This window comes from Streptomyces sp. NPDC026538, from assembly GCF_055567535.1.
Map to the genome: position 1 here is coordinate 285,213 of NZ_JBVHQG010000006.1, position 26,339 is coordinate 311,551.

Annotated in this window: 17 protein-coding genes; 3 read left to right on the forward strand and 14 right to left on the reverse strand. The window is 69.5% G+C overall.

Features of this window, described 5'->3' with window-relative positions; genetic code table 11:
* Positions 1–91 precede the first annotated feature (91 nt).
* The 6 genes from ACZ4N4_RS25120 to ACZ4N4_RS25145 form a co-directional block, all read right to left on the reverse strand.
* Positions 92–3,415, reverse strand: coding sequence for a TIM-barrel domain-containing protein (locus ACZ4N4_RS25120; protein ID WP_467592276.1), 3,324 nt, complete (start codon positions 3,413–3,415; stop codon positions 92–94).
* Complete coding sequence (locus ACZ4N4_RS25125; protein WP_467592278.1) at positions 3,385–4,416, reverse strand: ABC transporter permease; 1,032 nt, start codon at positions 4,414–4,416, stop codon at positions 3,385–3,387. Before ACZ4N4_RS25125 ends, ACZ4N4_RS25120 begins: the two co-directional genes overlap by 31 nt.
* On the reverse strand, positions 4,413–5,375 hold the full coding sequence (locus tag ACZ4N4_RS25130) for an ABC transporter permease (RefSeq protein WP_467592280.1): 963 nt from the start codon (positions 5,373–5,375) through the stop codon (positions 4,413–4,415). The genes ACZ4N4_RS25125 and ACZ4N4_RS25130 overlap by 4 nt, the downstream gene beginning before the upstream one ends.
* Positions 5,368–6,918, reverse strand: a complete 1,551-nt coding sequence (locus ACZ4N4_RS25135; protein WP_467592282.1) for a sugar ABC transporter ATP-binding protein — start codon at positions 6,916–6,918, stop codon at positions 5,368–5,370. The genes ACZ4N4_RS25130 and ACZ4N4_RS25135 overlap by 8 nt, the downstream gene beginning before the upstream one ends.
* Positions 6,887–7,984: an ABC transporter substrate-binding protein gene (locus tag ACZ4N4_RS25140; RefSeq protein WP_467592284.1), complete on the reverse strand. Its 1,098-nt coding sequence runs from the start codon at positions 7,982–7,984 to the stop codon at positions 6,887–6,889. The genes ACZ4N4_RS25135 and ACZ4N4_RS25140 overlap by 32 nt, the downstream gene beginning before the upstream one ends.
* Before the next feature lie 142 nt (positions 7,985–8,126).
* Entirely contained in the window at positions 8,127–9,140 is a 1,014-nt protein-coding gene (locus ACZ4N4_RS25145; protein WP_467592286.1) for a LacI family DNA-binding transcriptional regulator, read from the reverse strand.
* Between the two features lie 154 nt (positions 9,141–9,294).
* On the opposite strand from ACZ4N4_RS25145, the gene ACZ4N4_RS25150 reads away from it, so the two are divergent.
* Entirely contained in the window at positions 9,295–11,898 is a 2,604-nt protein-coding gene (locus tag ACZ4N4_RS25150; protein ID WP_467592288.1) for a PA14 domain-containing protein, read from the forward strand.
* Between the two features lie 167 nt (positions 11,899–12,065).
* Here ACZ4N4_RS25150 and ACZ4N4_RS25155 read toward each other — a convergent pair whose 3' ends face one another.
* From ACZ4N4_RS25155 to ACZ4N4_RS25170, 4 genes are all read right to left on the reverse strand, one after another.
* The gene (locus ACZ4N4_RS25155) at positions 12,066–12,686 is read right to left on the reverse strand and encodes a TetR/AcrR family transcriptional regulator (RefSeq protein ID WP_467592290.1); all 621 of its coding nucleotides are present in this window, start codon (positions 12,684–12,686) and stop codon (positions 12,066–12,068) included.
* Positions 12,687–12,781: 95 nt separating this feature from the next.
* The gene (locus ACZ4N4_RS25160) at positions 12,782–13,114 is read right to left on the reverse strand and encodes a nuclear transport factor 2 family protein (protein WP_467592292.1); all 333 of its coding nucleotides are present in this window, start codon (positions 13,112–13,114) and stop codon (positions 12,782–12,784) included.
* A gap of 71 nt (positions 13,115–13,185) precedes the next feature.
* On the reverse strand, positions 13,186–14,085 hold the full coding sequence (locus ACZ4N4_RS25165; RefSeq protein WP_467592294.1) for an SDR family oxidoreductase: 900 nt from the start codon (positions 14,083–14,085) through the stop codon (positions 13,186–13,188).
* Positions 14,086–14,145: 60 nt separating this feature from the next.
* Positions 14,146–14,886, reverse strand: coding sequence for an SDR family oxidoreductase (locus tag ACZ4N4_RS25170; protein WP_467592297.1), 741 nt, complete (start codon positions 14,884–14,886; stop codon positions 14,146–14,148).
* A gap of 406 nt (positions 14,887–15,292) precedes the next feature.
* Between ACZ4N4_RS25170 and ACZ4N4_RS25175 the strand changes: the two genes are divergently transcribed.
* On the forward strand, positions 15,293–16,936 hold the full coding sequence (locus ACZ4N4_RS25175) for a phosphodiester glycosidase family protein (RefSeq protein ID WP_467592300.1): 1,644 nt from the start codon (positions 15,293–15,295) through the stop codon (positions 16,934–16,936).
* 158 nt (positions 16,937–17,094) lie between these two features.
* Here ACZ4N4_RS25175 and ACZ4N4_RS25180 read toward each other — a convergent pair whose 3' ends face one another.
* Complete coding sequence (locus ACZ4N4_RS25180) at positions 17,095–19,167, reverse strand: glycosyl hydrolase family 28-related protein (protein ID WP_467592302.1); 2,073 nt, start codon at positions 19,165–19,167, stop codon at positions 17,095–17,097.
* 405 nt (positions 19,168–19,572) lie between these two features.
* Here ACZ4N4_RS25180 and ACZ4N4_RS25185 point away from each other — a divergent pair, with 405 nt between their 5' ends.
* The gene (locus ACZ4N4_RS25185) at positions 19,573–21,279 is read left to right on the forward strand and encodes an MFS transporter (protein WP_467592304.1); all 1,707 of its coding nucleotides are present in this window, start codon (positions 19,573–19,575) and stop codon (positions 21,277–21,279) included.
* Positions 21,280–21,557: 278 nt separating this feature from the next.
* On the opposite strand, the gene ACZ4N4_RS25190 is transcribed toward ACZ4N4_RS25185, so the two are convergent.
* The 3 genes from ACZ4N4_RS25190 to ACZ4N4_RS25200 all read right to left on the reverse strand — a co-directional run bounded on the left by ACZ4N4_RS25190 (position 21,558) and on the right by ACZ4N4_RS25200 (position 26,339).
* The gene (locus tag ACZ4N4_RS25190) at positions 21,558–23,246 is read right to left on the reverse strand and encodes an ABC transporter family substrate-binding protein (RefSeq protein ID WP_453574426.1); all 1,689 of its coding nucleotides are present in this window, start codon (positions 23,244–23,246) and stop codon (positions 21,558–21,560) included.
* Positions 23,247–23,316: 70 nt separating this feature from the next.
* Entirely contained in the window at positions 23,317–25,410 is a 2,094-nt protein-coding gene (locus ACZ4N4_RS25195) for a dipeptide ABC transporter ATP-binding protein (RefSeq protein WP_467592307.1), read from the reverse strand.
* On the reverse strand, positions 25,407–26,339 hold the full coding sequence (locus ACZ4N4_RS25200) for an ABC transporter permease (protein ID WP_467592309.1): 933 nt from the start codon (positions 26,337–26,339) through the stop codon (positions 25,407–25,409). Before ACZ4N4_RS25200 ends, ACZ4N4_RS25195 begins: the two co-directional genes overlap by 4 nt.

Genomic DNA, 26,339 nt, shown 5'->3' on the forward strand with positions numbered 1-26,339 from the left:
GCCCCTGGCCGACGAGGGGTGATGACGAGGGCTACCAGGCCCTGCCGCCAGGCACGACATGCGCGGCAGGGCCTGCACCAGTCCCGGCCTTCTACCTGTACGCGACGGCCGTGGCAGCCCGGATGCCGTGCGCGGGCGTGGTGATCCGCAGTACGTGGGTGTCGGCGTCCCAGTGCCAGGCCGAGGCGGTCAAGCGGGTGCCGTCCGCGGTCACCTCCGTCGGTGGTTCGTTCACGCCGAGGAAGGACACGGTCCAGGTTCGGTGGGCCGCCTGTCCTCGGAAGGTTCCCTTGGCAGGGGCGATCTTCAGCAGGTGTGCGTCCTTGTGCTCGGTGTAGCGGATCCGGGTGGTTGCCGTACGACCGGCATGCGAGGTGGTGCCGTCGTCCTCGTAGAGGGAGAACGCGCCGGATGCTCCCGGGGCCACTGTGACGCTGACCTTGTCGAGCGGGCTCTGGGCGTCGTCGGGCACGTTGTCGGACCGGGTGGTGACGATGCCGCCCGCCCGGACGAAGACCGGCATGGTGTCCAGGGTGGTCGTGATGTCGTACGTCGCTCCGCCGGCGGGTGCGGTGTAGGTGCGGCCGGTGAAGTAGTCCGTCCACTGCCCGGGAGGGAACCACACCGACGTGGTGGTGTCGGTGCCGGGTGTGGTGACGGGTGCGATCAGCATGTCGGGGCCGTAGAGGTACTCGCTGTCCGCCTTGGTGTAGGCGTTCTCCTCCTCCGGGTACTGCAGGTACAGCGGGCGGACGATCGGGGCGCCGGTGGTGTTGGCCTCGTGCGCCAGGGTGTACGTGTACGGCACGAGCGCCTCGCGCAGCCGGAGGAACTTCTCCGCGGAATTCCGTGCTTGGGGGCCGTACTGCCACGGCAGGCGGTCGCTGTGGTTGCTGTGCAGACGGTCGACGGGCTGGAAGGTGCCGAACTGCACCCACCGTGCGTACAGGTCGTCGGGCAGCTTGGTGGTGCGGTGGGTCTGGCCGTTCGAGGTGTACGTCTCGGATCCGGGGATGCCGTATCCGTCGTTGTGGCCGCCGATGTCGTGGCTGACGGCGGCGAGGCCGGTGGCGGCCGACTCCCCCGGCGTATAGCCGATTTCGGCGCGCAGGGTGCCCCAGTTCGACGTCGTGTCACCGGTGAAGTGGAGCGTACTGCGCTTGTCGGCCCAGGGGCCGGTGGGCAGGCCTACGCCGCCGCTGTAACCGCCGGCCTGGAGGGAGCCGTAGGCGCGGGACAGGACGAAGCCGCGGTCGCTGGTCTCGGAGGTGAGGTCGGCGTACTTCTGGTTGATCCACGCGTCCGGGGTGGCTCCGGACTGGGAGGAGCGGGAGGCGTCGCAGCACCAGTCCAGCCACCAGAAGTCGTTGCCGGCCTGGTCCAACGGACGGTGCAGGTCGAGGTAGGCCTTGAGCTGGTCGGGATCGCCGAAGTCGAAGGTGTAGCAGTCCGAGCCGGCGCTGCCCGCGCAACCGCCTTTCCTCAGCTTGCCCTTGGCCGTGCTCTGGGCCTTCGCGAACTGCGGGTCGGAGCCGAGGATGCTCGGGTGCACGTTCAGGGTGTTGTGCAGCCCTTGGCCGGTGGACCAGTCGAAGAAGGCCTTGGGGTCGGGGAACTTGGCCGGGTCGAAGTTCCAACCGCTCCAGGTGTTCGGCGACTTGAAATCGGTGTCCGTGACCAGCACGTCCAGAGGGACGTCCGCGGCGCGGAACGCGGGCAGGATGGTGTTCTCGTAGTCGCTCGCCGTGCGGTCGATGTACTCCGAGTACCAGACGCCGTAGGCCCAGCGGGGCAGCAACTGTGACGGCCCGGTCAGCGTGGCGAGGTCGGACAGACCCTGCTGGTAGTCGTGTCCGAAGCCGAAGAGATAGCCGTCCTGGTAGGGCCGGCCGCCGTGGGCGGGGCGTGGAGTGGCCTTCTTGGTGCCGGTGTCGTAGACCGCTGAGGGGGTGTCGTCGAGCAGGTACCAGCCGTCCCGGTGCAGGAGTCCGGGCGTGGTCCAGGGGGTGGGTTCGGTGTCGCCGTTGAGTCCGTCGAGGCTGCGACGGTAGCCGCCCAGGGCGAGGTGGGGTGCGGGGGCGGCCTCTCCTTGCCGGCTCAGGGCGAGGGTGTCCAGATTGACGTGGCAGCTGGTCGACTCCGGGCAGTTCAGGGTTACTTGGTCGGTGCCCGCCTTCAACTCGACGGGGACGGAGGCCGACTGCCAGGTGTCCCAGTTGTCGGTGGCCGGGAGCGTGAGAGTGTGGGAGGTCCCGTCGCCGGTGCCGACTTCGATCGTCCGTGGCTGGTGCAGGCCGTCGCTGCCGGTGCCGTTGGCGTAGCGCAGGTTCAGCAGGTAGGTGCCGTCGCCGGGTACGCCGGTGATCCGGTCCGAGATACCTGATCCCTGGTTGAGTTCGGCGGTGAAGCCGTAGCCGGCATGACTCCTGTGATCGGTGGCGATGACGGCAGAGCCTGCCAGGAGGGCGTCCTCGGCTTCGCAACTGGTCCCGAACCGGCAGCCGTTGACCGTGGTCTGCGCTCGGGTGGGGTAGGTGGCACCGGAGGTGAGGAGGGCGAGGCTGTCGATGTTGACGCTTCCGGAGTCGGCGGCGGCGCGGTGCAGTCTGACGGTGTGCGGACCGGCGCCGAGCGTCAGCGGCAGGCGGGCCACGCCCCAGGTGTTCCAGTCCGTTGTCGTGGGAAGCGTGAACGTCCTGTCCGCGCCGCCGTCCACGCTGAGGCTGAGGGTGCGGGCCTCGTGGTGTCCGTCGCCGCCCACCGCGTTGGCGTAGCGCACGGCGAGATCGTAGGTACCGGCGGACGATGCCTGCACGTCCGCGGCCAGGGAGTTGTTGTCGACCTCGAAACCGGCGAGGAAGCCCTTGCCGGTGAACCCGCTGTGATCCGTGGCCAGGCCCGGGCCGTCGTACAGCTGGTCCTCCGCCTCGCACAGGGCACCGACGGCGCAGACGTCGTGCTGCCAGGGCGCCGCGAGCACCGGCTTCTGCCCTGCCTTGAAGGTGGTCGTCAGGTTGTCGGCGTCGAAGGGTCCGGAGCCCACCCGGTAGCGCAGGGTCATGGCGCTGGTGGTGATGGTCAGGACACCGCCGCTGACGGACGAGGTGTAGGGGGGCGGAGTGAAGGAGTCCCGGCCGACGGCGTTGAAGGTGGGGCTGTCCTCGAAGCGGCCGTCCCCCGCGTACTCCGTACGGATCAGTGTCGGTGACAGGACTTCGAAGCGGGCGTCCTGCACGGTGACAGCGGAGGGACGGTTCGGCCGGCTCCCGGTGTCCGCCGCCCCCACGCCCGGGGTGACCAGGCAGAGCCCCAGCGCCGCGACGGCCACCGTCCCGACGACGGCGCGGCGCCCCGGCCTGCGGCGGGATCTCGACAAGGATGTTTTCACAGCACTCTCCGTCTCCGGCCCAGCCATGTCTGGGCAACCACCACCACGGCCAGGAAGGCTCCGCTGACGACCTGCTGGTAGGCGGAGTCGAGCGAGCCGATCTGGTTGATCACGTTCTGGATGACCTTCAGCAGCAGCACCCCGACGAGGGAGCCGCTGATGAAGCCGAAACCGCCGCTGAGCAGGGTGCCGCCGATGACCACGGCCGAGATGGCCTCCAGCTCCATGCCGCTGCCGAGAATGGTCACGCCGGACAGCAGCCAGGCCGCGTTCAGCGCGCCGGCGAGCCCGGCGCACAGGCCCGACAGCGTGTAGACGGAGATCTTCGTACGGGCCACCGGTGCGCCCATCAGGGCCCCCGCGTCCTCGTTGCCGCCGACCGCGTAGACGTACTGGCCGAATCTGGTCCGGCGCAGCACGACGGCGCCGAGCGCGAACAGTGCCACGGTGATCCACACGGGTACTCCGATGCCGCCCAGGGAGCCCTGTCCGAGGGTGGCGAAGAAGGAGTCCTTGTCGACGAGATACGTCTTCGAGCCCTCGTCGGTGATGGCCAGCAGGATGCCCCGGGCGCCCAGCATCGCCGCCAGGGTGACGATGAACGGCGCCAGCCGGACGTGCGCGATCAGTACTCCGTTGACCAGGCCGATCAGTCCGCAGACGGCAAGCGGCAGCAGCAGGGCCACCGCCGTGCCGTACTGCGAGCCCCAGGCGGCGAGGACGCCGCCGAGGGCGAACAGCGAGCCCACCGACAGGTCGATGCCGCCGGTGACGATCACGAACGTCATGCCGAGGGCGACCACGGCGAGGAACGCCGAGGACAGCGCCATGTTCTCCAGGTTGTCGCCCGTGAGGAAGGTGTCGAAGCTCAGCGACGCCACGGCCATGGCGACCACGAGGGTGACCAGGGCGCCGTGTTGCTGGGCGAGCCCGCTCAGCCGCTCGGAACGGTTCATGTGCCCGGGACCGGCGCCCTTGCGGCTCACGGTGTCGGTCGGCATTCCGGCCTCTTCGGTCTGCGTGGTCATCGCCTGCCTCGTTCCCGGGCCGCGTAGACGGCGAGGACGATCACCACGGCCTGGGCGATCTGGGTCCACGACGGCGGCAGATCGTGCTTGATGAGGGTGGTGGTGAGCAACTGGATGAGCACGGCGCCCGCGACGGTGCCGCCGATGCGCACCCGTCCGCCGCTGAGCGGGGTGCCGCCGACGACCACTGCGGTGATGGCGGACAGTTCCATCAGGGTGCCGAGGGAGGTGGGGTCGCTCGCGGCGAGGCGGGCGGTGGCGAGCACGCCCGCGATCGCGGCGAGGGCGCCGGAGCAGACGTAGACCACGACCAGGACCCGGCGTACCGGGAGTCCGGCGAGCCGGGCCGCCGGCCGGCTGTCACCGATGGCCAGGACCTGCCGCCCGAAGGTGGTGCGGCGCATCACGAACGCGACCAGCACCGCGAGCGCCGCGGCGATGAGGACCAGGTAGGGCACGCCAAGCACGTCGCCGGAGCCGAGTGCCGCAAGGCCCGGATCGCGTACGTCCTTGAGCTGGGGCAGCAGGACCAGGGCCAGTCCGCGTCCGGCGACCATCAGGGCGAGGGTGGCGACGATGGGCTGGACGCCGACGAACGCGATCAGCGCGCCGTTCGCGACGCCGACCACGGCACCCGCGATCAACGCGATCAACGCGGCGATCCATGGTCCGTAACCGAGGTAGAGCGAGAGCAGGGAGGTGGCCAGGGCCATCACCGAGCCCACCGACAGATCGACGCCCTCGGTGCCGATCGCCAGCGCCATGCCCAGCGCGACGACCAGGACGGGGGCGACCTGGACGGCCTGGGTGCGGAAGTTCTCCGAGGAGGCGAAGTGGGGGGTGAAGGCGAAGTTGAACAGCAGCAGCGCCAGGACGCCGGCGTACACGCCGTAGTCCTGCAGCAGGCGCAGTAGCCGGGTACGGTCCAGCGTGCCACGCGCGAAGGTGAGTTCAGTCATCGCTTTCTCCAGCGGGTACGGCGGCGATGGCGCGCATCAGCTCGCCCTCGGTGACGGCGTCACCGGTCAGCTCGCGGACCACGACGCCGTCCTTGAGGACCACCACACGGTCGCTGCCCTCGATCAGTTCCTCGGTGTCGGAGGAGATCAGCAGCACGGCGAGGCCGTCGTCGGCGAGTTCGTCGATGAGTGCCTGCACCTCGGCCTTGGCGCCGACGTCGATGCCGCGGGTCGGCTCGTCCAGGAGCAGGACCTTCGGGTGCAGGGCGAGCCAGCGGGCCAGCAGGACCTTCTGCTGGTTGCCGCCGGAGAGTTCGCCGACCTTCTGGTGCGCTCCCGCGGCCTTGATCCGGAGCCGTTTCATGAACGTCTCCACGATCCGGTCGACGCGGGCGTCGTCGACGAGGCCGAAGCGCGACAGCCCGGGCAGCGCGGCGAGCGCGATGTTCTCGCGGACCGACAGACCCGGCATGATGCCCTCGCTCTTGCGGTCCTCCGGCAGCAGGCTGATGCCGGCGCGGATCGCGGCGGCGGTCGAGCCCGCCCGTACCGGGACGCCGGCGACGACGACCCGGCCGGTGTCGGTGGGCAGGGCCCCGGCGATGGCCTTCGCGGTCTCGCTGCGGCCGGAGCCGAGCAGCCCGCCCAGGCCCACGACCTCGCCGGGCCGGACCGCCAGCGACACGTTCCGCAGACTGTGCCGTACCGTCAACTCGGTGGCGGTGAGCACGGGTTCGGCGTCGGTGTCGTGCGAGCCGGAGAACTTGGTCATGCCTTCCGCGCGTACCTCGCCGATCTCCCGGCCGAGCATCATGGCCACCAGCCGCAGCCGGTCGAGCTCGGCGAGCGGGCCGGTGTGCACGACGCGTCCGTCGCGCAGGACGGTGATCGTGTCGCAGAGTTCGTACAGCTCGTCCATGCGGTGGCTGACGTAGACGACCGCGACGCCGCGCTCGCGCAGCATGCGGATCACCTCGAACAGGGTCTGGACCTCGCGTGGTTCGAGGGAGGAGGTCGGCTCGTCCATGATGACGACGCGGGCCTCGACGGCGACGGCGCGGGCGAGCGCGACCATCTGCTGTGCGCCGACGCTGAGTTCGCGCAGCGGTCGGTGCACGTCGACCCGGATGCCGAGTCCGCGCAGTGCCTCGTCGGCCTCGCGGTGCATGCGCCGGAAGTCGATCAGGCCCAGCCGGCCCAGCGGTTCGCGGCCGAGGAACAGGTTGCGGGCCACGCTCATGAGCGGGACGAGGTTGACCTCCTGGTAGATGGTGGAGATACCCGCCTGCTGGGCCTGCAGCGGTGTGGTGAAGCGGACGGGCTCTGCGTCGTACGTCACCTCGCCGTGGTCGGGCCGGTACACCCCGGTGAGCACCTTGATGAGCGTCGACTTGCCCGCGCCGTTCTCGCCGACGAGCGCGTGCACCTCCCCGGCGCGCGCGGTGAAGTCCACGTCGGACAGCGCGCGCACGCCGGGGAAGGTCTTGGACAGCTGCGTGACCGAGAGCACGTCAGTAGGCCTTGCCGAGGTCCGACCGGGCATTGCTCTTGTCGTAGGCGCTGTCCTTGATAACGATGTCCTGCCCGACCTTCTCGCCCTTGGTGAAGGTGTCGAGGGTCTGGAAGGCGAGCGGCCCGAAGCGCGGGTTGGACTCGATCACCGCGTAGATCCATCCGTCCACGATGCTCTGTACGGCGTTGCGGGTTCCGTCGATGGTCACGATCTTGACGTCGCCGGCCTTCTTGCCCGCGCCCTTGAGGGCGTTGACGGCGCCGAGACCCATCTCGTCGTTCTCCGCGTAGATCCCGGTGATGCCGGGCTTGGACTGGATGAGGTTCTCGGTGACCGACTGGCCCTTCTCACGGGCGAAATCGCCGGTCTGACGGAACACGACCTTCAGGCCGGGTGCCTTCTCCTTGATGCGGTCCTCGAAGCCCGCGGTGCGCTCGGTGGTCACGTTGTTGCCGGCCGCGCCGAGCAGGATGGCGATCTCGCCCTTGCCGCCGGTCGCTTGGATCATCTGGTCCGCGGCCCGTTTGCCCTGCTCGGTGAAGTCGGAGCCGATGAAGCTCACATAGTCCTTGCAGGCCGCTGCGTTGATCTTGCGGTCGATGGTCACGATCGGGATGTGCTTGGCGGCCGCGGTGCGCAGCACCGGCTCCCAGCCGTCGGAGTTGAGCGGGGCGATGACCAGCAGGTTCGCGCCCTTGGCGATGAGGTCCTGGACGTCGCTGATCTGCTTGGAGAACTGCGACTGGGCGTTGGCGGTGAGCAGTCTGACGCCCTGGGCTTTGGCTTCGGCCTTGATGGAGGCGGTCTCCGCGATCCGGAAGGGGTTGGCCTCCTTCTCGGACTGGGAGAAGCCGACGGTGGCGCTTTTCAGATCGAGTTTCCGGCCGCCGTAGGCGTCGATGGTGCAGGTCGGGCCGGAGGCGGTGCCGGGCGAGGCGACCACCTGGCCGGCGTCGTCCTGCTTCGAGGCGGAGGGCTTCGTGCCCGAGTCGTCCTCGGACTTGGTGCATCCGGTCGCGAGCGCGAGGCTCGTGACGAGGCCGGCGGCGAGAAGGGTTCGTGCGGAGGTGCGACGGGCAGGTGCGGTGGGCTTCATGAGTGTCCCCAAACGGCACGGCCCCGGAGCTGAGAGCGCTCTCGGGGAGGCTTGCTCTTGCGTCAACTCGGCGTGCTCGTCGTTCAGGGGAGGTTTTTACATCGTTGGAAGAGCCGTGTAAAGCCTTCCGTCCGAAATCTCGTCACCGTCGGCCCAGGGTGCTCTCCCGCTCGACGAGCTCGAACTTCGCCGTCAGTTCGCGTCCGCCGGGCTCCTCGCGGCCCGAAAGACTGCGCAGCAGCGAGGCCACGGCCATCTTCGCGATGGCCTGCTTGTCCGGCGACACCGTCGTCAGGGTGACGGCGCCGAAGCGCCCCTCGGCGATGTCGTCGAAACCCACCACCGCCACGTCCCAGGGCACTCGCAGACCCCGCTCGTGCAGCACCCGCATCGCCCCGATCGCGATCAGGTCGTTGAAGGCGAAGACGGCGTCCGGACGTACTCCGCAGTCCAGCAACTCGGCCATCGCACGCGCCCCGTCGTCCCGGTCCCAGCCGCCGACCGGGACCACCAGGCTGTCCGGCGCGGGCACCCCGGCCGCCGCCAACTCCGCGCGCCAGCCGTCCAGTCGCAGGTGGGCGGGCTGGTTCACGGAGTCGGTGCGCGCGCCGAGGTAGGCGATCCGGGTCCGGCCGCGGCCCAGCAGATGACGCACCGCGCACCGGGCCGCCGCCACGTTGTCGATCGCGATGTGGTCGAAGGGCAGCCCGTACTCGCGCTCACCGAGCAGCACCAGCGGTACGTCGGCGGACCGGCCCTGCAGATCCTCGGCCTCCAGGGTCAGCGGGCTGAGGATCAGCCCGTCGATCACCCCGCCCCGGAATCCCTGGCTGACCAGGATCTCCTGTTCGCGTTCGCCCCGCGTGTGGTCGAGCAGGACGGTGAACTCGTGCTCCGCGGCCGCGTCGATCACGGCGCCGGCCAGCTCCGCGAAGTACGGGTTGCCGAGCTCGGGAACGGCGAGCGCGATGATCCCCGTCCGGCCCTTGCGCAGATGCCGCGCGGTCAGATTGGGCCGGTAGCCCAGCTCGTCGATCGCCGCCTGCACCCTGGCGCGCATGGCCGGGGTGACGTGCGGATAGTTGTTCACCACGTTGGACACGGTCTTGATCGAAACGCCCGCGCGTTCCGCCACGTCCCTCAGGCTGACCCGCAAGGGATCTCCTCAGCGTCGATGAGTGCCCCGCCCTGGGGATTGTCATGCCCCTGGACAGAGGCCGAGAGCCGTGCTCTCATGCCAACTGCCGTTCTTCCAACGTTGTACAGACAGAAGCAACGAGCCGCCACCCTTCCTCACCGAAGGAGGATTCGTGCGCATCAGACCTTTCGGACAACGCCTCGCCCTACTGCTCGCCGCGGCACTGGGCCTTGCCGGCCTCACCGCGGCACCCGCCGCCACCGCGGCCGACGATCCCGTCGAAGTCCACGGCCTCAAGGGCGAGTACTACACCCAGTCCGCCCCCGGCGCCTTCGACTTCCACGAGCTCAAAGCCACCGGGTTCGACCCGAACCTCGACTTCGACACCCTGGAGCCGCGCCTGAACTTCGCCACCGGCCAGTCGGACGACGTCAGCGTCCGCTGGACCGGGAAGATCGTCCCGGAGAAGACCGGCCCCACAACCTTCTCGATCATCGGCGACAACGGCTTCCGGCTCTGGGTCGACGGGCAGCTCGTCATCGACCACTGGGTCGACGACTGGGACCGCGAACAGACCGGCCAGCCGGTCGAGTTGACAGCGAACAAGGCCTACGACATCAAGGTCGAGTACTTCGAGCACTACGGCGGCTCCAACCTCCACCTGCGCTGGACCCCGCCCGGCGGCACCAAGACCGCCGTACCGCAGTCGGCGTTCCGGCTGCCCGACGGCTACGACTACGACGGAGCCGTCTCCACCGCCGTCCTGGCGAGCGGCCGTACCCTCGCCCTCGAGTTCGCGCAGCCGCTCAGCGCGCCGCCGGCCGGTCTCGGCGAGCACCTCGACGCCGTGATCGGGGGCGCCACCTGGCCCCTGGGCGAGGCCCGGCTGGACTCCACCGACCCCCGGAAGCTGCTGATCACGCTGAAGGAGCCCGTCGTCGGCAACAAGACCGGCACCGCGTCCGGCCTCGCCGACCTGCGCTACGACGGTCAAGGCGGCCTGACCGGCACGGCTGGCAACGTTGTCAGCTCCTTCTGGAGCAGCGGTGCCAACAGGTCGACGTACGAGTTGCGCACCAAGTGGGCCGACAAGGTCGGGCCGGGCAACGCCCACCCGGAGTACCCGAGGCCTCAACTCACGCGCAAGGCCTGGCAGAACCTCAACGGCACCTGGCAGTTCGCGGCGGCCACGGCGGGAGAACAGCCGCCGGTGGGCAAGAGGCTCGGCGAGAAGATCCTCGTCCCGTATCCCGTCGAGTCGCAGCTGTCCGGGCTCGAACGGCACGAGGACCGCATGTGGTACCGGCGTACCTTCACCGTCCCGGCCGGCTGGAAGATCGGCTCCGGCAAGAGGCTGCGGGTGAACTTCGGCGCGGTCGACTGGCGGGCTGAGGTCTATGTCAACGGCACCAAGGTCGCCGAACACCAGGGCGGATACGACAAGTTCAGTGCCGACGTGACCGACGCCCTCAAGCCCGGCCGCGCCCAGGAGCTGATCGTCGGCGTCTACGACCCCACCGACGCGGCCGACGGCGAGAACCCGCCGGTCGGCAAGCAGCGCCTGGACCCCAGCGGCATCTGGTACACGCCGACCTCCGGAATCTGGCAGACGGTGTGGATGGAACCGGTGGCCGCCGACCACGTCGACCAGCTCAAACTCACCCCGGACGTCAACGCCGGCACTCTCGCCGTCGAGCCGCAGGGCGTCCGCGACGGCCTGCCGGTCACGGCGACGGCCTACGAGGGCAAGCGCAAGGTGGCCGCCGTCACCGGCCGCAGCGGCACGCCTCTGACCCTGCGCATCCGGAACCCGCGTCTGTGGTCGCCCGACGACCCGTTCCTCTACGACCTGAAGGTGAGCGTCGGAGCCGATCGTGTCGGCAGCTACTTCGGGATGCGGTCGGTCAGGGTCGAGAAGGTGAACGGTGTCCCGCGCACCCTCCTCAACGGCAAGCCGGTCTTCATGATGGCCACTCTGGACCAGGGTTTCTGGCCGGACGGCCTGTACACCGCCCCGACCGATGAGGCTCTCGCCTACGACCTGAAGATGCACAAGAGCATGGGCTTCAACGCGGTGCGCAAGCACATCAAGGTCGAGCCCGACCGCTGGTTCTACTGGGCCGACCGGCTCGGCCTGATGGTGTGGCAGGACATGCCCGCGATGACGGCCGGAGTGAGCCCGTCCACTCAGGCGCGCGCCGAGTACGAACGCGAGATGAAGCAGATGATCGACGAGCACTACAGCAGCCCGTCGGTCGTCATGTGGGTCACCTTCAACGAGGGCTGGGGCCAGTACGACATGGCTCGCATCGCCGACCAGGCCAAGTCCTGGGACCCGACCCGGCTGGTCAACTCCATGTCCGGGCTCAACCTCGGCGAGGACGGCGGCACCGGCGACATCATGGACGAGCACGGCTATCCCAGTCCGGCCCTGCCGCCCCACCCCGACGGCCGACGTGCCCTGGTCAGCGGCGAGTACGGCGGCCTTGGCCTTGCCGTACCGGGACACGCCTGGTCCGTGCAGCAGTCGTACGTCGACGTCGACCCGGCGACCTACACCGACGACTACCTGGCCAAGCTCGCCGAGGTCCACGCGTTGGCCTGCAGGGGCGGCAACGGTGCGGTGTACACCCAGATCTCGGACGTCGAGGGTGAGCTCAACGGCCTGCTGACGTACGACCGCAAGGTCGTCAAGCCCGACGTCCAGCGGCTCAGGACGGCCCAACAGGCGCTGATCTCCGACGCCTCACGGGCCACCCCGGCCGGCTGCGCCTGACGGCCGCCCGGAATCGGCGAACGCCTCCCCGCGCCGCGCCGAGTGTCCCGCGCCGTGTGTGAAAAGGGTGCGGTCCGCCGTCATCCATGAGAGGGGTACGGTCCGCCGCCGTCTTTCGGACGGCGGCGGACCGCATTCCCGCCGCTGTCACCGGGTTCATCACCGGACTACTTCGAGCGGACTCCGTCCAGCAGGTTGTTCACGAGGCCGATGACGAAGTCGTCGGTGACGGGTTCGTCGGGGATGAGCAGCCGGTGGTAGACGGCGCCCCAGAGCTGGTCGACGAGGATCTGCACGTCGACGTCGGTGCGGATCTGGCCGAGCTCCTGGGCGCGGTGGAGGCGTTGTCCCGCCAGCCGGCGCCGCTGCGACGAGTACAGCTTCCGGTAGGCCGTGGCCAGGTCCTGGTCCGTCTGTGACTCGCCGATGAGTTCGGCCAGTATGCGACCGCCCGGGGTCTTGGTCATGACCTTGGCGAAGGCGCGGAGCTGGGCGAGCAGGTCGGCGCGGATGTCCCCGGTGTCGGGGAAGGCGAGCGTGTCCTCGACGGCGTGGAAGTAGCCGTCCAGGGAGAGCGCGCCTTTGGAGGGCCACCATTTGTAGAGGGTGGTCTTGCTGACGCCCGACGCCCGGGCGACACGTTCGAAGGTGAGGTCGCCGACGCCTTCGCTGAGCAGCAGGTCCCCGACGGTGCGCAGTACGTCTGCCCGGACCTCGTCCGCCGGCCGGCGCCCCCGTCCGCGAGCGTTGCCCTCCCCGGCAGCGGGTCGGTTCGCGTCGTTCGCCATGTGTGCTCCTGCTCGGTTGCCGGGGTCGTGTCGTGTCGGTTTCCAGGTGGGCGCTTGCCCGCGTCGAGTCCGCGCGTGTCATGGCACGCGCGGTGTCACGGAGCGATCCGCAGGCTCGCGATCAGCCCGTCGCGCAGGCGGAAGGTCATGGGGCCGGTGCCGTTGTGGCCGTTGCCGGTCACGGTCAGGGTGGCGACATAGGTGTCGGATGACGTGCCGGGCTCGATCGCGTCCAGCGCGAAGTGTGCCTGTACTCCGATGTCGTCGGTCCGGTCCCAGGCGCGCACGCCATCACGGCCGTGGTACTCGCGACCCCAGTCGTCGAGCTCGGCGTCGTGGGTGAACGCGGCGGCGAACGCCTCGGCGTCGCCTTGGTTGGTCGCCTCGACGAAGGTCTGGATGGCGGCGGGGATCTCGATGGTGCTCATGGTAGGTGCCTCCGCGAGTGGGGCGGGGACGCAAGGCGTGACGTCCCCCTGCCGTCCCGGGCCAGGGGTTTTCAGCTCTGAACGGCGAGCAGGTCGGCAAGGCCGATGCGGGTGAGGAAGTCGCGGCGGATACGGTCGGCGGTCTCGGAGACCTCCTCGGATCCGTCGTCGGCGGGGTCGATGTGCACGCGGTGGGGGCGCCGTCCGGCGGGCAGGGCGACGATGCGGGCGATCTCGTCGGAGACGAGCGACGCGGGCGCGTCCTCGGGGGCGAGGGCGGCGAGCTCTGTCGCCACCTGGTCCATCAGGCCGGGGTACCGGCTCTCGTACTCGGCCTCGACGGTGGTGTCGTCGGGGTGGCCGGAGTGAGCGAAGTGGTTGGTGCCGCTGGTGAACGAGCCGGGGACGACGATCGAGGTCTCCACGCCCCAGCGGGCGAGTTCGCCGGCGTAGGACACCGCGAGGGAGTCCATGGCGGCCTTGGCCGCGAAGTAGGGGGCGAGGTAGGGCGGGGTACCGCCTTTGACGCTGCTGCTGGACACCCAGAGCACCAGTCCTTGTCCACGCCGGCGCATGCCCGGCAGCACGGCGCGGTTGACGCGCTGGGTGGACAGGACGTTCACGTCGTAGAGCTCGGCGAGCTGCTCGGGGGTGAACGCTTCGGCCGGCCCGGTCACCATGTGCCCGGCGTTGTGGACCAGCACGTCGATGCGGCCGTGCTCGGCTTCGATGTGTGCGACGGCGGTGTCGACCGAGAGCTGGGAATTCACGTCGAGCTCGATGGACCGCAGGTCGACGTGGTGCCCGTCGGCGTAGTCGGCGGCGGCCTGGACCTGGGGAGCGTTGCGGCCGGTGGTCCGGCGCATGCCGGCGTAGACGGTATGGCCGGCGTCCGCCAGCGCACGGGCGGTGAGTGCTCCGAAACCGCTGGAGGCGCCGGTGACGACGACGACGTTGCCCGTGGTGGACATGGACGTGGTTCCTTTCCGCAGTGGCGGTGGAGGGGCAGGGTGGTGCGCGCGCGGCAGGGGTCAGGCGAGTCCGCCGTTGGCGTAGAGGACCTGTCCGTTGACCCAGCGCGCGGGGCCGGCCAGGAACGAGACGACGTCGGCGATGTCCTCGGGCCGGCCCAGCCGCTCGAGCGGGGTCGCCTTGGCGAAGTTGGCGATGGTGGCGTCGTCCTTACCGTCCAGGAACAGCGGCGTGGCGGTGGGGCCTGGCGCGACGGCGTTGACGGTGATGTCCCGGCCGCGCAGCTCACGGGCCAGGATGAGGGTCAGGCCCTCGACCGCGGCCTTGCTGGCGACGTAGGCGCCGTAGCCCGGCAGTTGGGTGCGGACCACCGAGGTCGAGATGTTGACGATCGCGCCACCGGGGCGGACCCTGCGTGCCGCCTGCTGGGAGACGACGAAGGTGCCGCGGATGTTCGTGCGGTGCATCCGGTCCAGGTCGGCGAGGTCGAGCGTCGCGATCGGTGCCAGGATCATGATGCCGGCGGTGTTCACGACCACGTCGATGCCGCCGAAGGCCGACTCGACCGCGTCGAACGCCGCGCCCATCGCACTCTCGTCGGCGACATCGCCTCCCACTGCCAGGGCCCTGCCGCCGGCGGCGGTGATCGCGGCCACGGTCTCCTCGGCCCTGGTCCTGTTTCCCGCGTACTGCACGGCGACCGCGAAACCGTCCTTGGCGAGCCGCTCGGCGGCGACGCGGCCGATGCCGCCCGAGCCTCCGGTGACCAGTGCGACACGGTCGGTGGTGGGGGTGCTCATGGGGGTCTCCTTTTCAGGCGCTTCCAAATGAACGGCTCGTTCATATAACCACGAAATGAACGTGCCGTCCATATCTGAGGGCGGGGTCTTCCCGGGCACGGCGTACGCACGGCGCCGCGCCGCCTTCACTCACCCGCGCCTTCTCCGGCCGCACAGACAGGGAGCACGCGGAGCGCGGGGCACGGTGAGCGACGCGGCTTCCGGTCAGCCGTGCACGGTACGGGGAGGTCGCGGGGGCGGATGCCCGCTCACAGGGCGGGACATGAGGGTGTGTCGGATGTAAGACAGGCTTTTCCACCACGTGTCCGCCACTTCACGCAGGGGCCTTCGTGTGGGTCTGGGATGGCAGGGCGGGGCGGGTATGACAGGTGGCGCCGCACAAGCCGAGTCGTACGTCAGGAGAGGCATGTCTGTCAGAGCCGAGACGTTCGGGTACGCGGTGCGGGGAGTGCGCCGGAAGGCGGGACGGGGTTTCGTGCTGGGCACCGCCCTGGCCCTGCTCGCGTTCGTTCCGCCGGCCGGCGCGAACGCGCGGACCGCGGACCCCGCCGCGCACACCGCCGCGGATGCCGTCGCGTGGACCACTCGGTACGTGGCGCCCGGGGTCGAGGTCCGTACCGGGGTGCTCAGCGACCCGCGGGCCGCCGGAGTATGGACCGTCACCGTCCAGGCTCCGGCCGTCAACCGCCTCACGGGTGCCGCCACCTGGGCCCCGCTGGGTGACCGCGGCTGGGCCGACACCGCTGCCGGGCAGTTGCGGGACGCGGGATTCGCGCCGCGCGTCGAGCGGGTGACGTGGGACCAGTACGCCGACACCCCGCACGGCACGATGGGGTGGCAGGTCAGGGTCGGCCGGTACGCCACACAGGCCGAGGCGGTGACGCGGGCCTCGGCGATGTCGGCCGCCGGATTCCGTACCTCGGTCGAGTGGACGGGCTACGACGGACGCCGCCGCGCCGACGCGGAACGCATCCATGTCGCCGTCGTCGATCCGGCCCGGCTGCGCGGCACGATCGAGGTGAGCGACGGCGGCGACACCGCCGACCGCGAGAAGACCTCCACGGTGGCCGCCCGGCTGGGCTCCCTGGTCGGCGTCAACGGCGGATTCTTCGTCACCTCCGACGCGGACGGCGTCCAGGGCACCTCGGCCGGGCTGTCCGCGGTGCGCGGCGAGTTGCAGTCCATGGCGGCCGGTTCCCGTGCCGCGCTGATCCTCGCCGACGGTGGACGGCACGTCCGGGTCGCGGACCTGTCCACCGGCGTGACCGTCCGTTCCGGTTCCGCCGTCCGCGCGGTGGAGGGCATCAACCGGGTCCCGGGCAAGGTGCGCAACTGCGGCCGCCCCGGCGCCGTGCCCACCCCACTCCCCCGCCAGGACGTCACCTGCTCGCTCGCGGACGACCTGGTGAAGTTCACCTCCGAGTTCGGGGCGCCGCTGCCGACCGGCGCCGGAGTCCAGGTGGTCCTCGACCGGCATGGTGTCGTCGTATCGCGTGGTGTCCGGGGCGGCTCCGTGCCCGCGGGCGGCTCGGTCCTCCAGGGCACCGGGGCCGCAGGCGCCTGGCTCACCGAGCACGCCGGGACGGGCAGCCGGCTGGAGCTGCGGGAGACGGTGCGGGACGCCTCGGGCAGGCAGGTCCGGCTCGGTCCCGACGACAGCATCGTCAGCGCGGCCCCGACCCTGGTCGAGGACGGCCGGGTCCACGTCGACGCAGCCGCCGAGGGCACACTCGACCCGCTCGACCTCTCCTTCGGGTTCACCTGGTCCAACGTGCGCCAGCCGCGCACCCTGGCCGGCGTCGACGGTCGCGGGCGGCTGCTGCTCGTGACCGTCGACGGCCGGCAGCCCGGTGTCAGCGAGGGCTTCACGCTCGCGGAGGCCGCCCGGTTCATGCGCTCACTCGGCGCGGTACAGGCACTCAACCTGGACGGCGGCGGCTCCAGCGCCATGGCCGTCGACGGCAGCCTCGTCAACGTCACGTCCGACACCACCGGCGAGCGTGCCGTCGGCGACACGGTCCAGGTCCTGCCGCGCGCCGGACGGGACTGACCGCCCGCGCGCGCCACCGTCGAGGCGCCGTGTCACCACCCGCCGCCCCGCGACCCGCGGGGCGGCGGAGCCGCGCGCATCGGCGGCGAGGCCGCCGGCCCGGGCCGACCTGAGCATGTGAAACAGGCACTCACCCGACATACGTCGCCCGGCGTGTCTCACCAAGGTGCCGGGGCCGGTGGCGGGGCCACCGGGGGTCGGTCGTCGCAGGTGATGGTGTTCGGCAGTTCCCACGACGCCAGCCAGGGGCCGGTCGTGCCACCTCCGTCGTTGCCGCCGAGGTCGTTCACCGCGAACTCGGAGCCGGAGGGCGGAAAGTTGAAGGATCCGCAGTTGTTGATGCCGACCGCGCCGACGTTACGGGCGTCCACGTTCTCGAAGGACGCCGCTCCGGCGGAGCGGGCGCTGAGCACGGAGGTGCCGGTGCCGTCCACGCGGATGTCCTTGAAACGGACTCCTCGGATCGCGTACTTGTCCTTGACCGGGAAATCGGAGACCAGCATGATCGCGTTGTAGGTGTTGTCGAGGAAATGGTCGCCGGTGACCTGGATGTCGGCGTCGATGTCCCGCTCCAGGGCGTAGAACCAGATGGCTCCCAGGCCGATCTTCCAGTTGAGCTCGAACGGCCCTGAACGGACCGTGGTGTTGTCCGTGATCTTCAGTTGTCCGGCGAACGGCTGCGCGCCGAACCGGGAGCCGACCTGGATGGCGCTGCCCTCTCTGATGGGGTCGGCTATGAGGTTGCCGGTGACCGTGTTGTCGGTGCCGCCGTACAGGGCGATGCCGTTGGCGAGGACCGGGGTCTGCACGGTGTTGTGGGCGAAGACGTTGCGCGCGTCGCCCGTCTTCTCCGACCACATGGCCAGACCGTCGTCGCCGGTGTTGCGGACGAAGGTGTCGGAGACACTCGAATCGGTCACGCCGGTATGGAAGTTGAGGCCGTCGGCGATCTGGTCGGCGATCATGGTGCGGGTGACGCGCAGACGGGTCATCGGGCCGTCGAACCACATGCCGACCTTGGTGTGGTGGAGGTAGAGGCCGTCGATCGTCGAGTCGCTGAGTGCCCCGCCGATGGCGTTGACCTGGTCCGTGTCGATGCGTTCGGGTACGTCGCCCTCGACGGTGAAGCCTGACAGGTGGACGTCGTGGCTGCCGCCGTCCGCCGCGTCCTTGCCGTAGAAGCCCACACCGGTGTGAACCGAGCCGTCGGGGGCGGGCGTGTCGAGGGTGACCTGGTGGCCCTTGACGATGGTGTACCAGCTGCCGGCCCCGACGATCGTCACGTCGTCCACGGTGATGTGACGGTTCACCTGGTACGTGCCCGGCGGCACGTACACCTTGAGGTGGTGTTTCCTGGCGGAGGCAATGGCCCGGTCGAAGGCGTCGCCCGCGTCACGCCGGCCGGTGGGATCGGCCCCGAACGCGATGACGTTCGCGGCGTGCTTCTCGACGTGCGGCGCGCCCACGAGTTGCGTGTCGAGCAGGTCGATCACGGTCCAGGCCGCGGTGCTGTTCTTGGGCGCGGTGAGGCGGACGGTGTCGCCGGCCGCGTACCGCTTGCCGAGCAGCAGTCTCTGTTCGTCGTAGAAGTGGCTTGGCCTGAACGGCTTGTCGATGGTGGGCGTCGGGCTGGTGGCGGCGGGAACGCAACCGCATTCGGTGATCCACCAGTCGGGGTGCAGCAGGTCGCCTTGGGGGTCGTTGCTGAACGGGTATTGGTTGTAGAGCCAGGAGTACTGCGAGGTGAGGGTCATCGTGGTGCGGTGGCCGCCGCCCATGGAGACATCGAGGGGCGCGGTGATGCCACCGCCTTCGGGAGCGTCGGGGATGCTGTACCGCACGGTGAGAGCGTTGGCCGCGCGCGGCAGGGTGAACTCGACGTACTGGCCCGGCTTCAGGCGCACCGCCGTGCGGCCGGATGCCTCCGAGGGCAACGTGTAGGCGGTGCGGTCGGGGCCGATGACGGTGCCGGTCGTCGCCGCGTTCTCCGCCTCCTGTTCGACGAAGTCCACCATGGCGCCCCGCCCCGCGACTAGGGCGGGATCGAGCCCGGCCCGGGTCACCGTCGGGGTGCCCTCCCGGCCGCCGTGCCCCGACGCCGCCGGGGCCGGAGCGCCGAGCCCGAGCACGAGTCCGGCGGCGGCCGCGGTCAGCGCCACGAGCGTCCGAGCCGGTCTTCGCGCACGGCCCCAAAACCGCTCCGCAGCCACGTGGTTGGTGTACCGCGCCATCGGATTCTCGTTTCTCTGGGAGCGGAGGTCACCGAGGGCAGCTCGGTGCACGGCAGCACGCCGGGAACGGGCCGTGCCGCTGCGTACCGGGACATTAGGCGCGACAGGACGGCCGGACAAGGCATTGGACGCCTCCTTCCATCCTTTAGTACGGATCCTGCAAGCGATTGTCGATTAGTTGCATGGTGGCGCCTGGCACGTGGCCCTTCGGGCCATTAAGACCGGCGTTCGGCACGCGCACTTTCGCCGGCCCGGGATGAACCCGGTACATGATCTTGTGCAGACCCTCTAGGCGTACCGACTAGTCGGTACTAGCCTCTGCCCACGCTCTCGGAGCCGGGCCTCCGCGCATGCTCGTCACACCGATGCGAACACCCGGTTCCGGGTATCCCTGGGAGGAGCCGTATGTCCGCCGCCACGACACCGTCCGACGCCGACAGACCCGCGCCCGCCGCGCCCTCCGCGGACCCCCGCGGCCCGCTGGCCTGGGTGTACCGCCGCGAACTGGCGGACTATCCGCCCACCGTTCGCCGTATGGTCTATCTCGCGATCGTGGTCGTCACCACGGTCGTCCTGTACTACATGCTGTACATCCAGTACGCGGTGGCCACGTCGATCATCACGCACTTCGGTATGACGTATCGCTACTTCATCTGGGTCTCGGTGATCGGCAACGCGGTCGGGGCCTTCGCCTCGCTCGTGGCGGGTCTGGCGGACCGCTGGGGCCGGGCGAATCTGGTGGTCTACGGGCTGCTGATCGCCGCGCTGCTGGTCTTCTTCGGGTTGCCGAACGCGGCGAACAAGACCACCTATCTGGTGCTCTTCGCGCTCGTCAGCTTCATCGAGGGCATCGTGCTGGTCGCCACCCCCGCGCTGATCAGGGACTTCTCCCCGCAGCTCGGCCGGGCCACCGCGATGGGGTACTGGACGATGGGACCGGTCATCGGCTCCCTGGTGGTCACCACCGTCACCAGCAACACCCTCGACAGCGCCACCTGGCAGGACGAACTGCGCTATTCGGCGATCGCCGGGTTCGTCGTCTTCGTCGTCGCGGTCTTCGCGCTGCGCGAGCTGTCCCCGGCGCTGCGCGACCAGATCATGGTGACGCTGCGGGACCGGGCGCTGATCGAGGCCCGCGCCAAGGGGCTGGACACCGAGGCGGTACGCCGCGGCGAGTGGCGGCAGATGATGCGCCTGGACGTGCTGGGCTCGGCCTTCGCCATCGCCGTGTTCCTGCTGCTGTACTACGCGGCGGTCGGCAACTTCGTCGTCTACTTCTCCACCGTCTTCGGCTACAGCGAACAGCGCACCAACGCGCTGGCCAACTGGTACTGGGCGGCGAACGCCATCGCCCTGGTCCTGGTCGGCCTGCTCTCCGACCGGCTGAAGGTGCGCAAGCCCTTCATGATCGTCGGCGCGGTCGGCTCCGTCGTGATGACCGCGGTCTTCGCCACCCGCGCCACCCACCTGACGACCGACTACTACACCTTCGCGTGGCTGTTCATCGGCATCGGCGTCTTCAGCGGCATCGCCTACGCGCCCTGGATGGCGAGCTTCACCGAGACGGTGGAGAAGCACAACCCGGCGGCGACCGCGGCGGGCCTGGCGGTCTGGGGTTGGACGGTACGCATCGTGGTCGCCGTCTCCGCGGCCTTCATCCCGGTACTGGTCACCTCCGTCACCCCGCTCGTGGAGCACGGCGCCGAGGTCAAGGCCGCCTCGGCGCAGGCGGCGCCCGCGCTGGCCATCGTCAACGCGCACCCGGACATCTTCGCCGAGTTGAACAAGTACACCCCGGCCACCGTGCCGCCCGCGCTGGGCGCCCGCGCCGCCAAGGAGGTCGGCCCGGAGAACCTCGCCGTCGTGCAGAAGGCGGCGCCGCAGCTGAAGCTGCTGCAGGAGTACGGCGCCAAGGTCCAGAAGGCGTCGAAGGACGGGCCCGGCGAATGGCGCACCTGGTGGTGGATCTGCGTCGGCGGCCAGGTGCTCTTCCTGCCCTTCGTCTTCGTGATGGCGGGCCGCTGGAGCCCGAAGAAGGCGCGCCTGGACGCTGAGGCGCACCAAGCCGCCGTCAACCGCGAGCTGGCCGCCCTCGCCGCCGCCACGGAGTGATCAGAGGCGGAGCCGGCCGTCCGTGGACGGGGCGGCCGGCTGCGGGACACGGCAGGTGAGATGCTGATCCAAGCCGGTGTGAACCTGGCTGGGGGCGAGGGCGCGAGGCCTGCTGAGGCGTTGCCTCGGCAGGCGGCCCGAGCCGGGCATCTTCTGCCTTCAGGCGGAGGAACGGCCAACAGCCCGTCGAGACCGCGCGCAGCCCCGTCACGACCTGCCCTATGTGCCCACCGGTACGGGTCGGAGCCCTCTTTGGATTCCCGACCTCTCCCGTGAAGTCACTTCTGCCAGCCGACGGTCTCCGGCAGGGGGGTGCCGAAGATCGTGGCGCCGACGTTGGCCAGGCCCTTCTTGACGCCGTAGATGGACGGACCGCTGAACAGCGGCAGGAAGGCGTACTGCGCCAGTTCCTTGCGCTCGATGGCATTGGCTTGGGCGGTCTGCTTGCTGGGGTCGGATATCTGGGACGCTGCGTGGATCTCCTTGTCCAGCTCCGGGGTTCCGGTGCCGGTCAGGTTGGAGTCACTGTCTGTGCCGTAGAACTGGTAGAGGTAGCGGGCGCCGAAGGGGTCCGTGGAACGGTTGCCGGACAAGAAGAGGTCGAAGTCACGGTCGCTGAGGATCTTGGCGAAGTCCGCTTCGTCGGCCTTCTTGATGTCGACCTGGATGCCGACCGGCTTCAGCATCGCGGCGAACGCGTTGGCCGTGGCCTTGTCCAGTGGGTCGTCGCCGAGCAGGGTGTAACCCACCGTGAGTTCGGCGCCGTCCTTCTCGCGGATGCCGTTGCCGCCGGCCTTCCAGCCGGCGGAGTCCAGGATCTTCTTGGCGTCGTCGGGCGCGTACTTGATCACGGATGAGACGTTGTCCGAATAGCCCTTCTGGAAGCTGTAGAGCAGCGCCGAACCGGGGAGTGGCTCGGAGTAGTCCAGGCCCTGGAACTGGATCTTGGCGATCTGTGTTCTGTCGATGCTCTCCAGCAGCGCTTTGCGTACCTGGACGTCCTTCAGGGCTGCCGATTTGGAGTTGACGTAGAGCGAGTACTCGAAGGGGCTGCCGCCACGGCGGATTTCGGTGCCGTTGACGCCGCTGATCTGCTTCACGCCCTCGGCACTGCCGGTGGAGGCGTAGTCGACCTGGCCGTTCTTGAACGCGTTGATCGCGGCGTCCGAGTCCAGGTTGACGTAGATCCGCTTGTCGAGCTTGCCCTTCTTGCCCCACCACTTCGGGTTGCGGACGAAGGTGAGGTTGCCGCTCTTCGTGTCGAAGGTGCCGACGGTGTAGGGGCCGGCGCCCCACTCGGGGTGCGCCTTCTTCACGTACGCGTCGTTGAAATTGGCGACCGTGGCGGCCTTGGGGTTGAGGAAGGTCGTGAACAGGCTTGACCACCACGGGTCGACGCCCTTGAAGTCGATGACGGCCTGCCGGTCGTCGGCGCCGCGGGTGACGGAGGCGATGTTCCGGTAGCCCTCGGTGTTGCTGGCGTTGTAGTCCTTGTTCGAGCCGTTGTTGACCTGCCAGGTCGCCTTGACGGCCCGCCAGTCGATCGGGGTGCCGTCGTTGTAGGTGGCCTTGGGGTTGAGGGTGAGGACCACGCGCTGGTTGCCGCCGGTGACGGTGACCTTGACGTCGCTGAGGTAGTCCGGGTTGTACTGGACGTCGCCGGTGGGCGAGTAGGTGATGACGTCGGGGTTGTACCAGAACCACACGCGGGTGGCGGTGAGGGTGGCGTTGGCGTTGAACGGGTTGCCCTGGTCGTCGAAGGTGCCGGGGGTGGTGTAAGTGCCTCCGTCCTTGATGTTGCTGTACGGCTGGGGGTTGTAGTCGACCTTCGCCGAGGCGACCGAGGGTGTCGTGCCCTTGGCCGCCTTCCCGGCGTCCGGCGCATCGGTTCCGGAGGAACTGCAGGCAGTGGCGGTAAGGGCGAGAGCCACGACGAGCGCGGAGGCCGGGGCGATTCTCGGTCGCATGGGGGATCCGTTTCTCTGTGGGGGCGGGGCGACGCCGCACGGCGCGACGTCGTGCTGGGGAAGGAGCCCGTCAGCGTGCGTGACAGGCGTATCTGTGGCCGGAGCCGGCAACCGCGGTGCCCAGGGAGGGCCGTTCGGTGCGGCATCGTTGCCGCAGGCCGTCGTCGAGCAGCCGGTACAGCGGACAGCGGTCGACGAAGACACAGCCCTGTGGCAGACGCGACGCACTGGGCTGCTCGCCCTCCAGCACGATGTGGTCCCGGGAGCGTTCCAGCTGCGGGTCGGGTACCGGAATCGCCGACAGCAGCGCTTCGGTGTACGGGTGCCTGGCGTGCGCGAAGAGCTCTTCGGTGTCACCGGTCTCGACGATGTGTCCCAGGTACATGACGGCGATGCGGTCGGACACGTGGCGCATCACCGCGAGGTCGTGCGCGACGATCAGATACGCCAGGCCCAGCTCACGCTTGAGCTTGCCGAGCAGGTTGATGACGCCGGCCTGTACGGACACGTCCAGGGCGGACACGGGTTCGTCCAGGACCACGATCCGCGGCTCGGTTGCCAGCGCTCGCGCGATGCCGACGCGCTGCCGCTGCCCGCCGGAGAGGGCGCCCGGAAAGCGGTCCGTCACTGATGCGTCCAGCCCGACCAGGGACAGGAGTTCGCTCACCCGGGCCCGGATCGTCTCCCGGTCCGTGCCCACGGCCTGGAGCGGTTCGGCGAGCAGCTGGAAGACGGGCAGCCGTGGGTCGAGGGAGCCCATGGGGTCCTGCATGACGATCTGCACCGCGCGGCGCAGTGCTCGAGTCTGTTCGGCGGAGCCCGAAGCGGCCACGTTCGTGCCCGCGATCTCGATCGAGCCGCTCTCGGGCCGCCTGAGCCGCATGATCTCCAACAACGTGGTGGTCTTCCCACTGCCGGACTCGCCCACCAGACCGAGCGTTTCACCGGCCCGCAGTTCGAAGCTGACGTCGCTGACCGCGTGCAACGTACCGACACGGCGTTTGAGGAGCGCTCCCTTGGTGACCGGGAATGTCTTGCCCAGGCCTGCGACCCGCAGCACTGTCTCGCCCGAGACGCTCCGACCGCGGTCGGGCCCCTCGGTGTCCGTCGCGGTCGGGAAGATCGAGTCCGCCGCCGGCGTGCCGTCGGCTATTTCGTCGGCGCGCAGGCAGGCGACCCGCCCGTGCCCGGGGACCGTGGCGAGCACGGGTTCCTGTGTGCGGCAGCGGTCGACGACGGCGGGACAGCGATCCGCGAAGGAACACCCTGCCAAGAGCCCCACCAGTGACGGCGGCTCGCCTCCGATCGGCACCAGTGGCCGCTCCAGCCGTGCCTCGGGACGTGGCACCGCGCCCAGCAGCCCGATCGTGTACGGCATGGTCGGACGCTCGAACAGCTCTTTCGCGGTCGCCTGCTCCACGATCCGGCCCGCGTACATCACGGCGACCTCGTCCGCGTACCCGGCGACCACCCCCAGGTCATGGGTGATCAGTACCACGCCCGCACCGGTCTCGGCCTGAGCGGTCCGCAGCACGTCCAGGATCTGCGCCTGTACCGTCACATCAAGGGCGGTGGTCGGTTCGTCGGCGACGATGACCTTCGGCGAGTTCGCCATCGCCAGTGCGATCACGACGCGCTGGCGCATGCCTCCGGAGAACTCGTGCGGGAATGACCGCGCACTACGGTGCGGGTCGGGGATTCCGACCAGGTCCAGCAGCTCAACCGCCCGGATCCACGCGGCTTGCTTCGTCAGGTCCTGGTGCACCCGTAGCGCGTCGGACAGCTGCCTGCCGACCGAGAAGATCGGGGTCAGCGCGGACAGCGGATCCTGGAAGACCATGCCGATGTCCTTGCCGCGCACCGCGGACAGCTGTCTGTCGTTGAGCCCGACCAGATCACGGCCGCCCAGCAGCACCCGGCCCGACACGCGGGCGGCCTCCGGCAGCAGCCCCATGATGCCCATGGCCGTCGCGGACTTGCCCGACCCTGACTCGCCGACGATGCCGAGCGTGTGTGCGGGCAGGACGTCGAAACTCACTGTGTGTACGGCCTGGACAGGTCCGGCCTCGGAAGGAAAGGAGACACTCAGGTCCCGCACGGACAGCACCGGCGCCGTTGCCGCAGGTTCTGCCGCCGGGTGCATCCCGGGGGTTGCCAACGTCATCGCCGGCCCCCGAGAGCCCCGGTGGTCGACGTCGGGTCGAAGGCGTCACGCAGTCCGTCTCCGACAAGCGTCATCGACACCGTCAGCAGCACCACCAGCGCGGCCGGGTAGCCGAACAGCCACGGCGCACTGGTGATCGTGCCCGATCCGTCGGCGAGCATCGTGCCCAGTGACACGTCCGGTGGCTGCACCCCGAAACCGAGGAAGGACAGGGCGGTTTCACTGAGCACGGTGGCGACGACTCCCAGTGTCAGGTTGACGATGAGCAGGGAACCGAGGTTGGGAATGATGTGCCGCACGACGATCCGCCACGGCCCCACCCCCATGAACTCGGCGGCGAGCACGTAGTCCCTCTCGCGCAGGGATGTGGAGACGGACCAGATGACCCGCGCCGTCGACATCCAGCCGAAGACGGTCAGCACCAGGATGAGCACCCGCCAGTCCCCGGCAAGGCGGTGCGAGACCAGAGCCAGGATCAAGAACGACGGCACGACGAGCAGGAAGTGGATGACCATCAAGGTCAGCTTCTCGACCCGGCCGCCGAAGTACGCCGCGCCCGAACCGATCACCGCGGCGAGCACGATCGTCAGCACCGAGACGCTGACCGCTATCACCAGGGAGCGCTGGAGGCCGTGCACGGCCTCGGCGTAGACATCGTTGCCACCCTGGTTGGTGCCGAAGTAGTGGGTCGAATTCGGCGGTTGGGTGAGCGCGGTGAAGTCCACGTCGGTGTAGGCGAAGTGCGTGAACACGCCACCGAACACGCTGAAGAGCGCCAGCAGTACGAAAAGCGCCACTCCGAGCAGGGCCGGACGGTTGCGGGCGAACCGCCGCAGGTACAGACGGCCGCTGCCCAGCGGGGGTGTCGGCGTACGGTCCACCGCGCCGGGATCGAGCGGCTCGGGCAGGGGAGGCACCGTGGTCGTCAT

Coding starts and splice junctions, on each gene's coding strand:
- ACZ4N4_RS25120 (WP_467592276.1), bottom strand. CDS start 3,415: ATGGCTGGGCCGGAGACGGAGAGTGCTGTGAAAACATCCTTGTCGAGA.
- ACZ4N4_RS25125 (WP_467592278.1), bottom strand. CDS start 4,416: ATGACCACGCAGACCGAAGAGGCCGGAATGCCGACCGACACCGTGAGC.
- ACZ4N4_RS25130 (WP_467592280.1), bottom strand. CDS start 5,375: ATGACTGAACTCACCTTCGCGCGTGGCACGCTGGACCGTACCCGGCTA.
- ACZ4N4_RS25135 (WP_467592282.1), bottom strand. CDS start 6,918: ATGCCCGGTCGGACCTCGGCAAGGCCTACTGACGTGCTCTCGGTCACG.
- ACZ4N4_RS25140 (WP_467592284.1), bottom strand. CDS start 7,984: ATGAAGCCCACCGCACCTGCCCGTCGCACCTCCGCACGAACCCTTCTC.
- ACZ4N4_RS25155 (WP_467592290.1), bottom strand. CDS start 12,686: ATGGCGAACGACGCGAACCGACCCGCTGCCGGGGAGGGCAACGCTCGC.
- ACZ4N4_RS25160 (WP_467592292.1), bottom strand. CDS start 13,114: ATGAGCACCATCGAGATCCCCGCCGCCATCCAGACCTTCGTCGAGGCG.
- ACZ4N4_RS25165 (WP_467592294.1), bottom strand. CDS start 14,085: ATGTCCACCACGGGCAACGTCGTCGTCGTCACCGGCGCCTCCAGCGGT.
- ACZ4N4_RS25170 (WP_467592297.1), bottom strand. CDS start 14,886: ATGAGCACCCCCACCACCGACCGTGTCGCACTGGTCACCGGAGGCTCG.
- ACZ4N4_RS25175 (WP_467592300.1), top strand. CDS start 15,293: ATGTCTGTCAGAGCCGAGACGTTCGGGTACGCGGTGCGGGGAGTGCGC.
- ACZ4N4_RS25180 (WP_467592302.1), bottom strand. CDS start 19,167: ATGGCGCGGTACACCAACCACGTGGCTGCGGAGCGGTTTTGGGGCCGT.
- ACZ4N4_RS25185 (WP_467592304.1), top strand. CDS start 19,573: ATGTCCGCCGCCACGACACCGTCCGACGCCGACAGACCCGCGCCCGCC.
- ACZ4N4_RS25190 (WP_453574426.1), bottom strand. CDS start 23,246: ATGCGACCGAGAATCGCCCCGGCCTCCGCGCTCGTCGTGGCTCTCGCC.
- ACZ4N4_RS25195 (WP_467592307.1), bottom strand. CDS start 25,410: ATGACGTTGGCAACCCCCGGGATGCACCCGGCGGCAGAACCTGCGGCA.
- ACZ4N4_RS25200 (WP_467592309.1), bottom strand. CDS start 26,339: ATGACGACCACGGTGCCTCCCCTGCCCGAGCCGCTCGATCCCGGCGCG.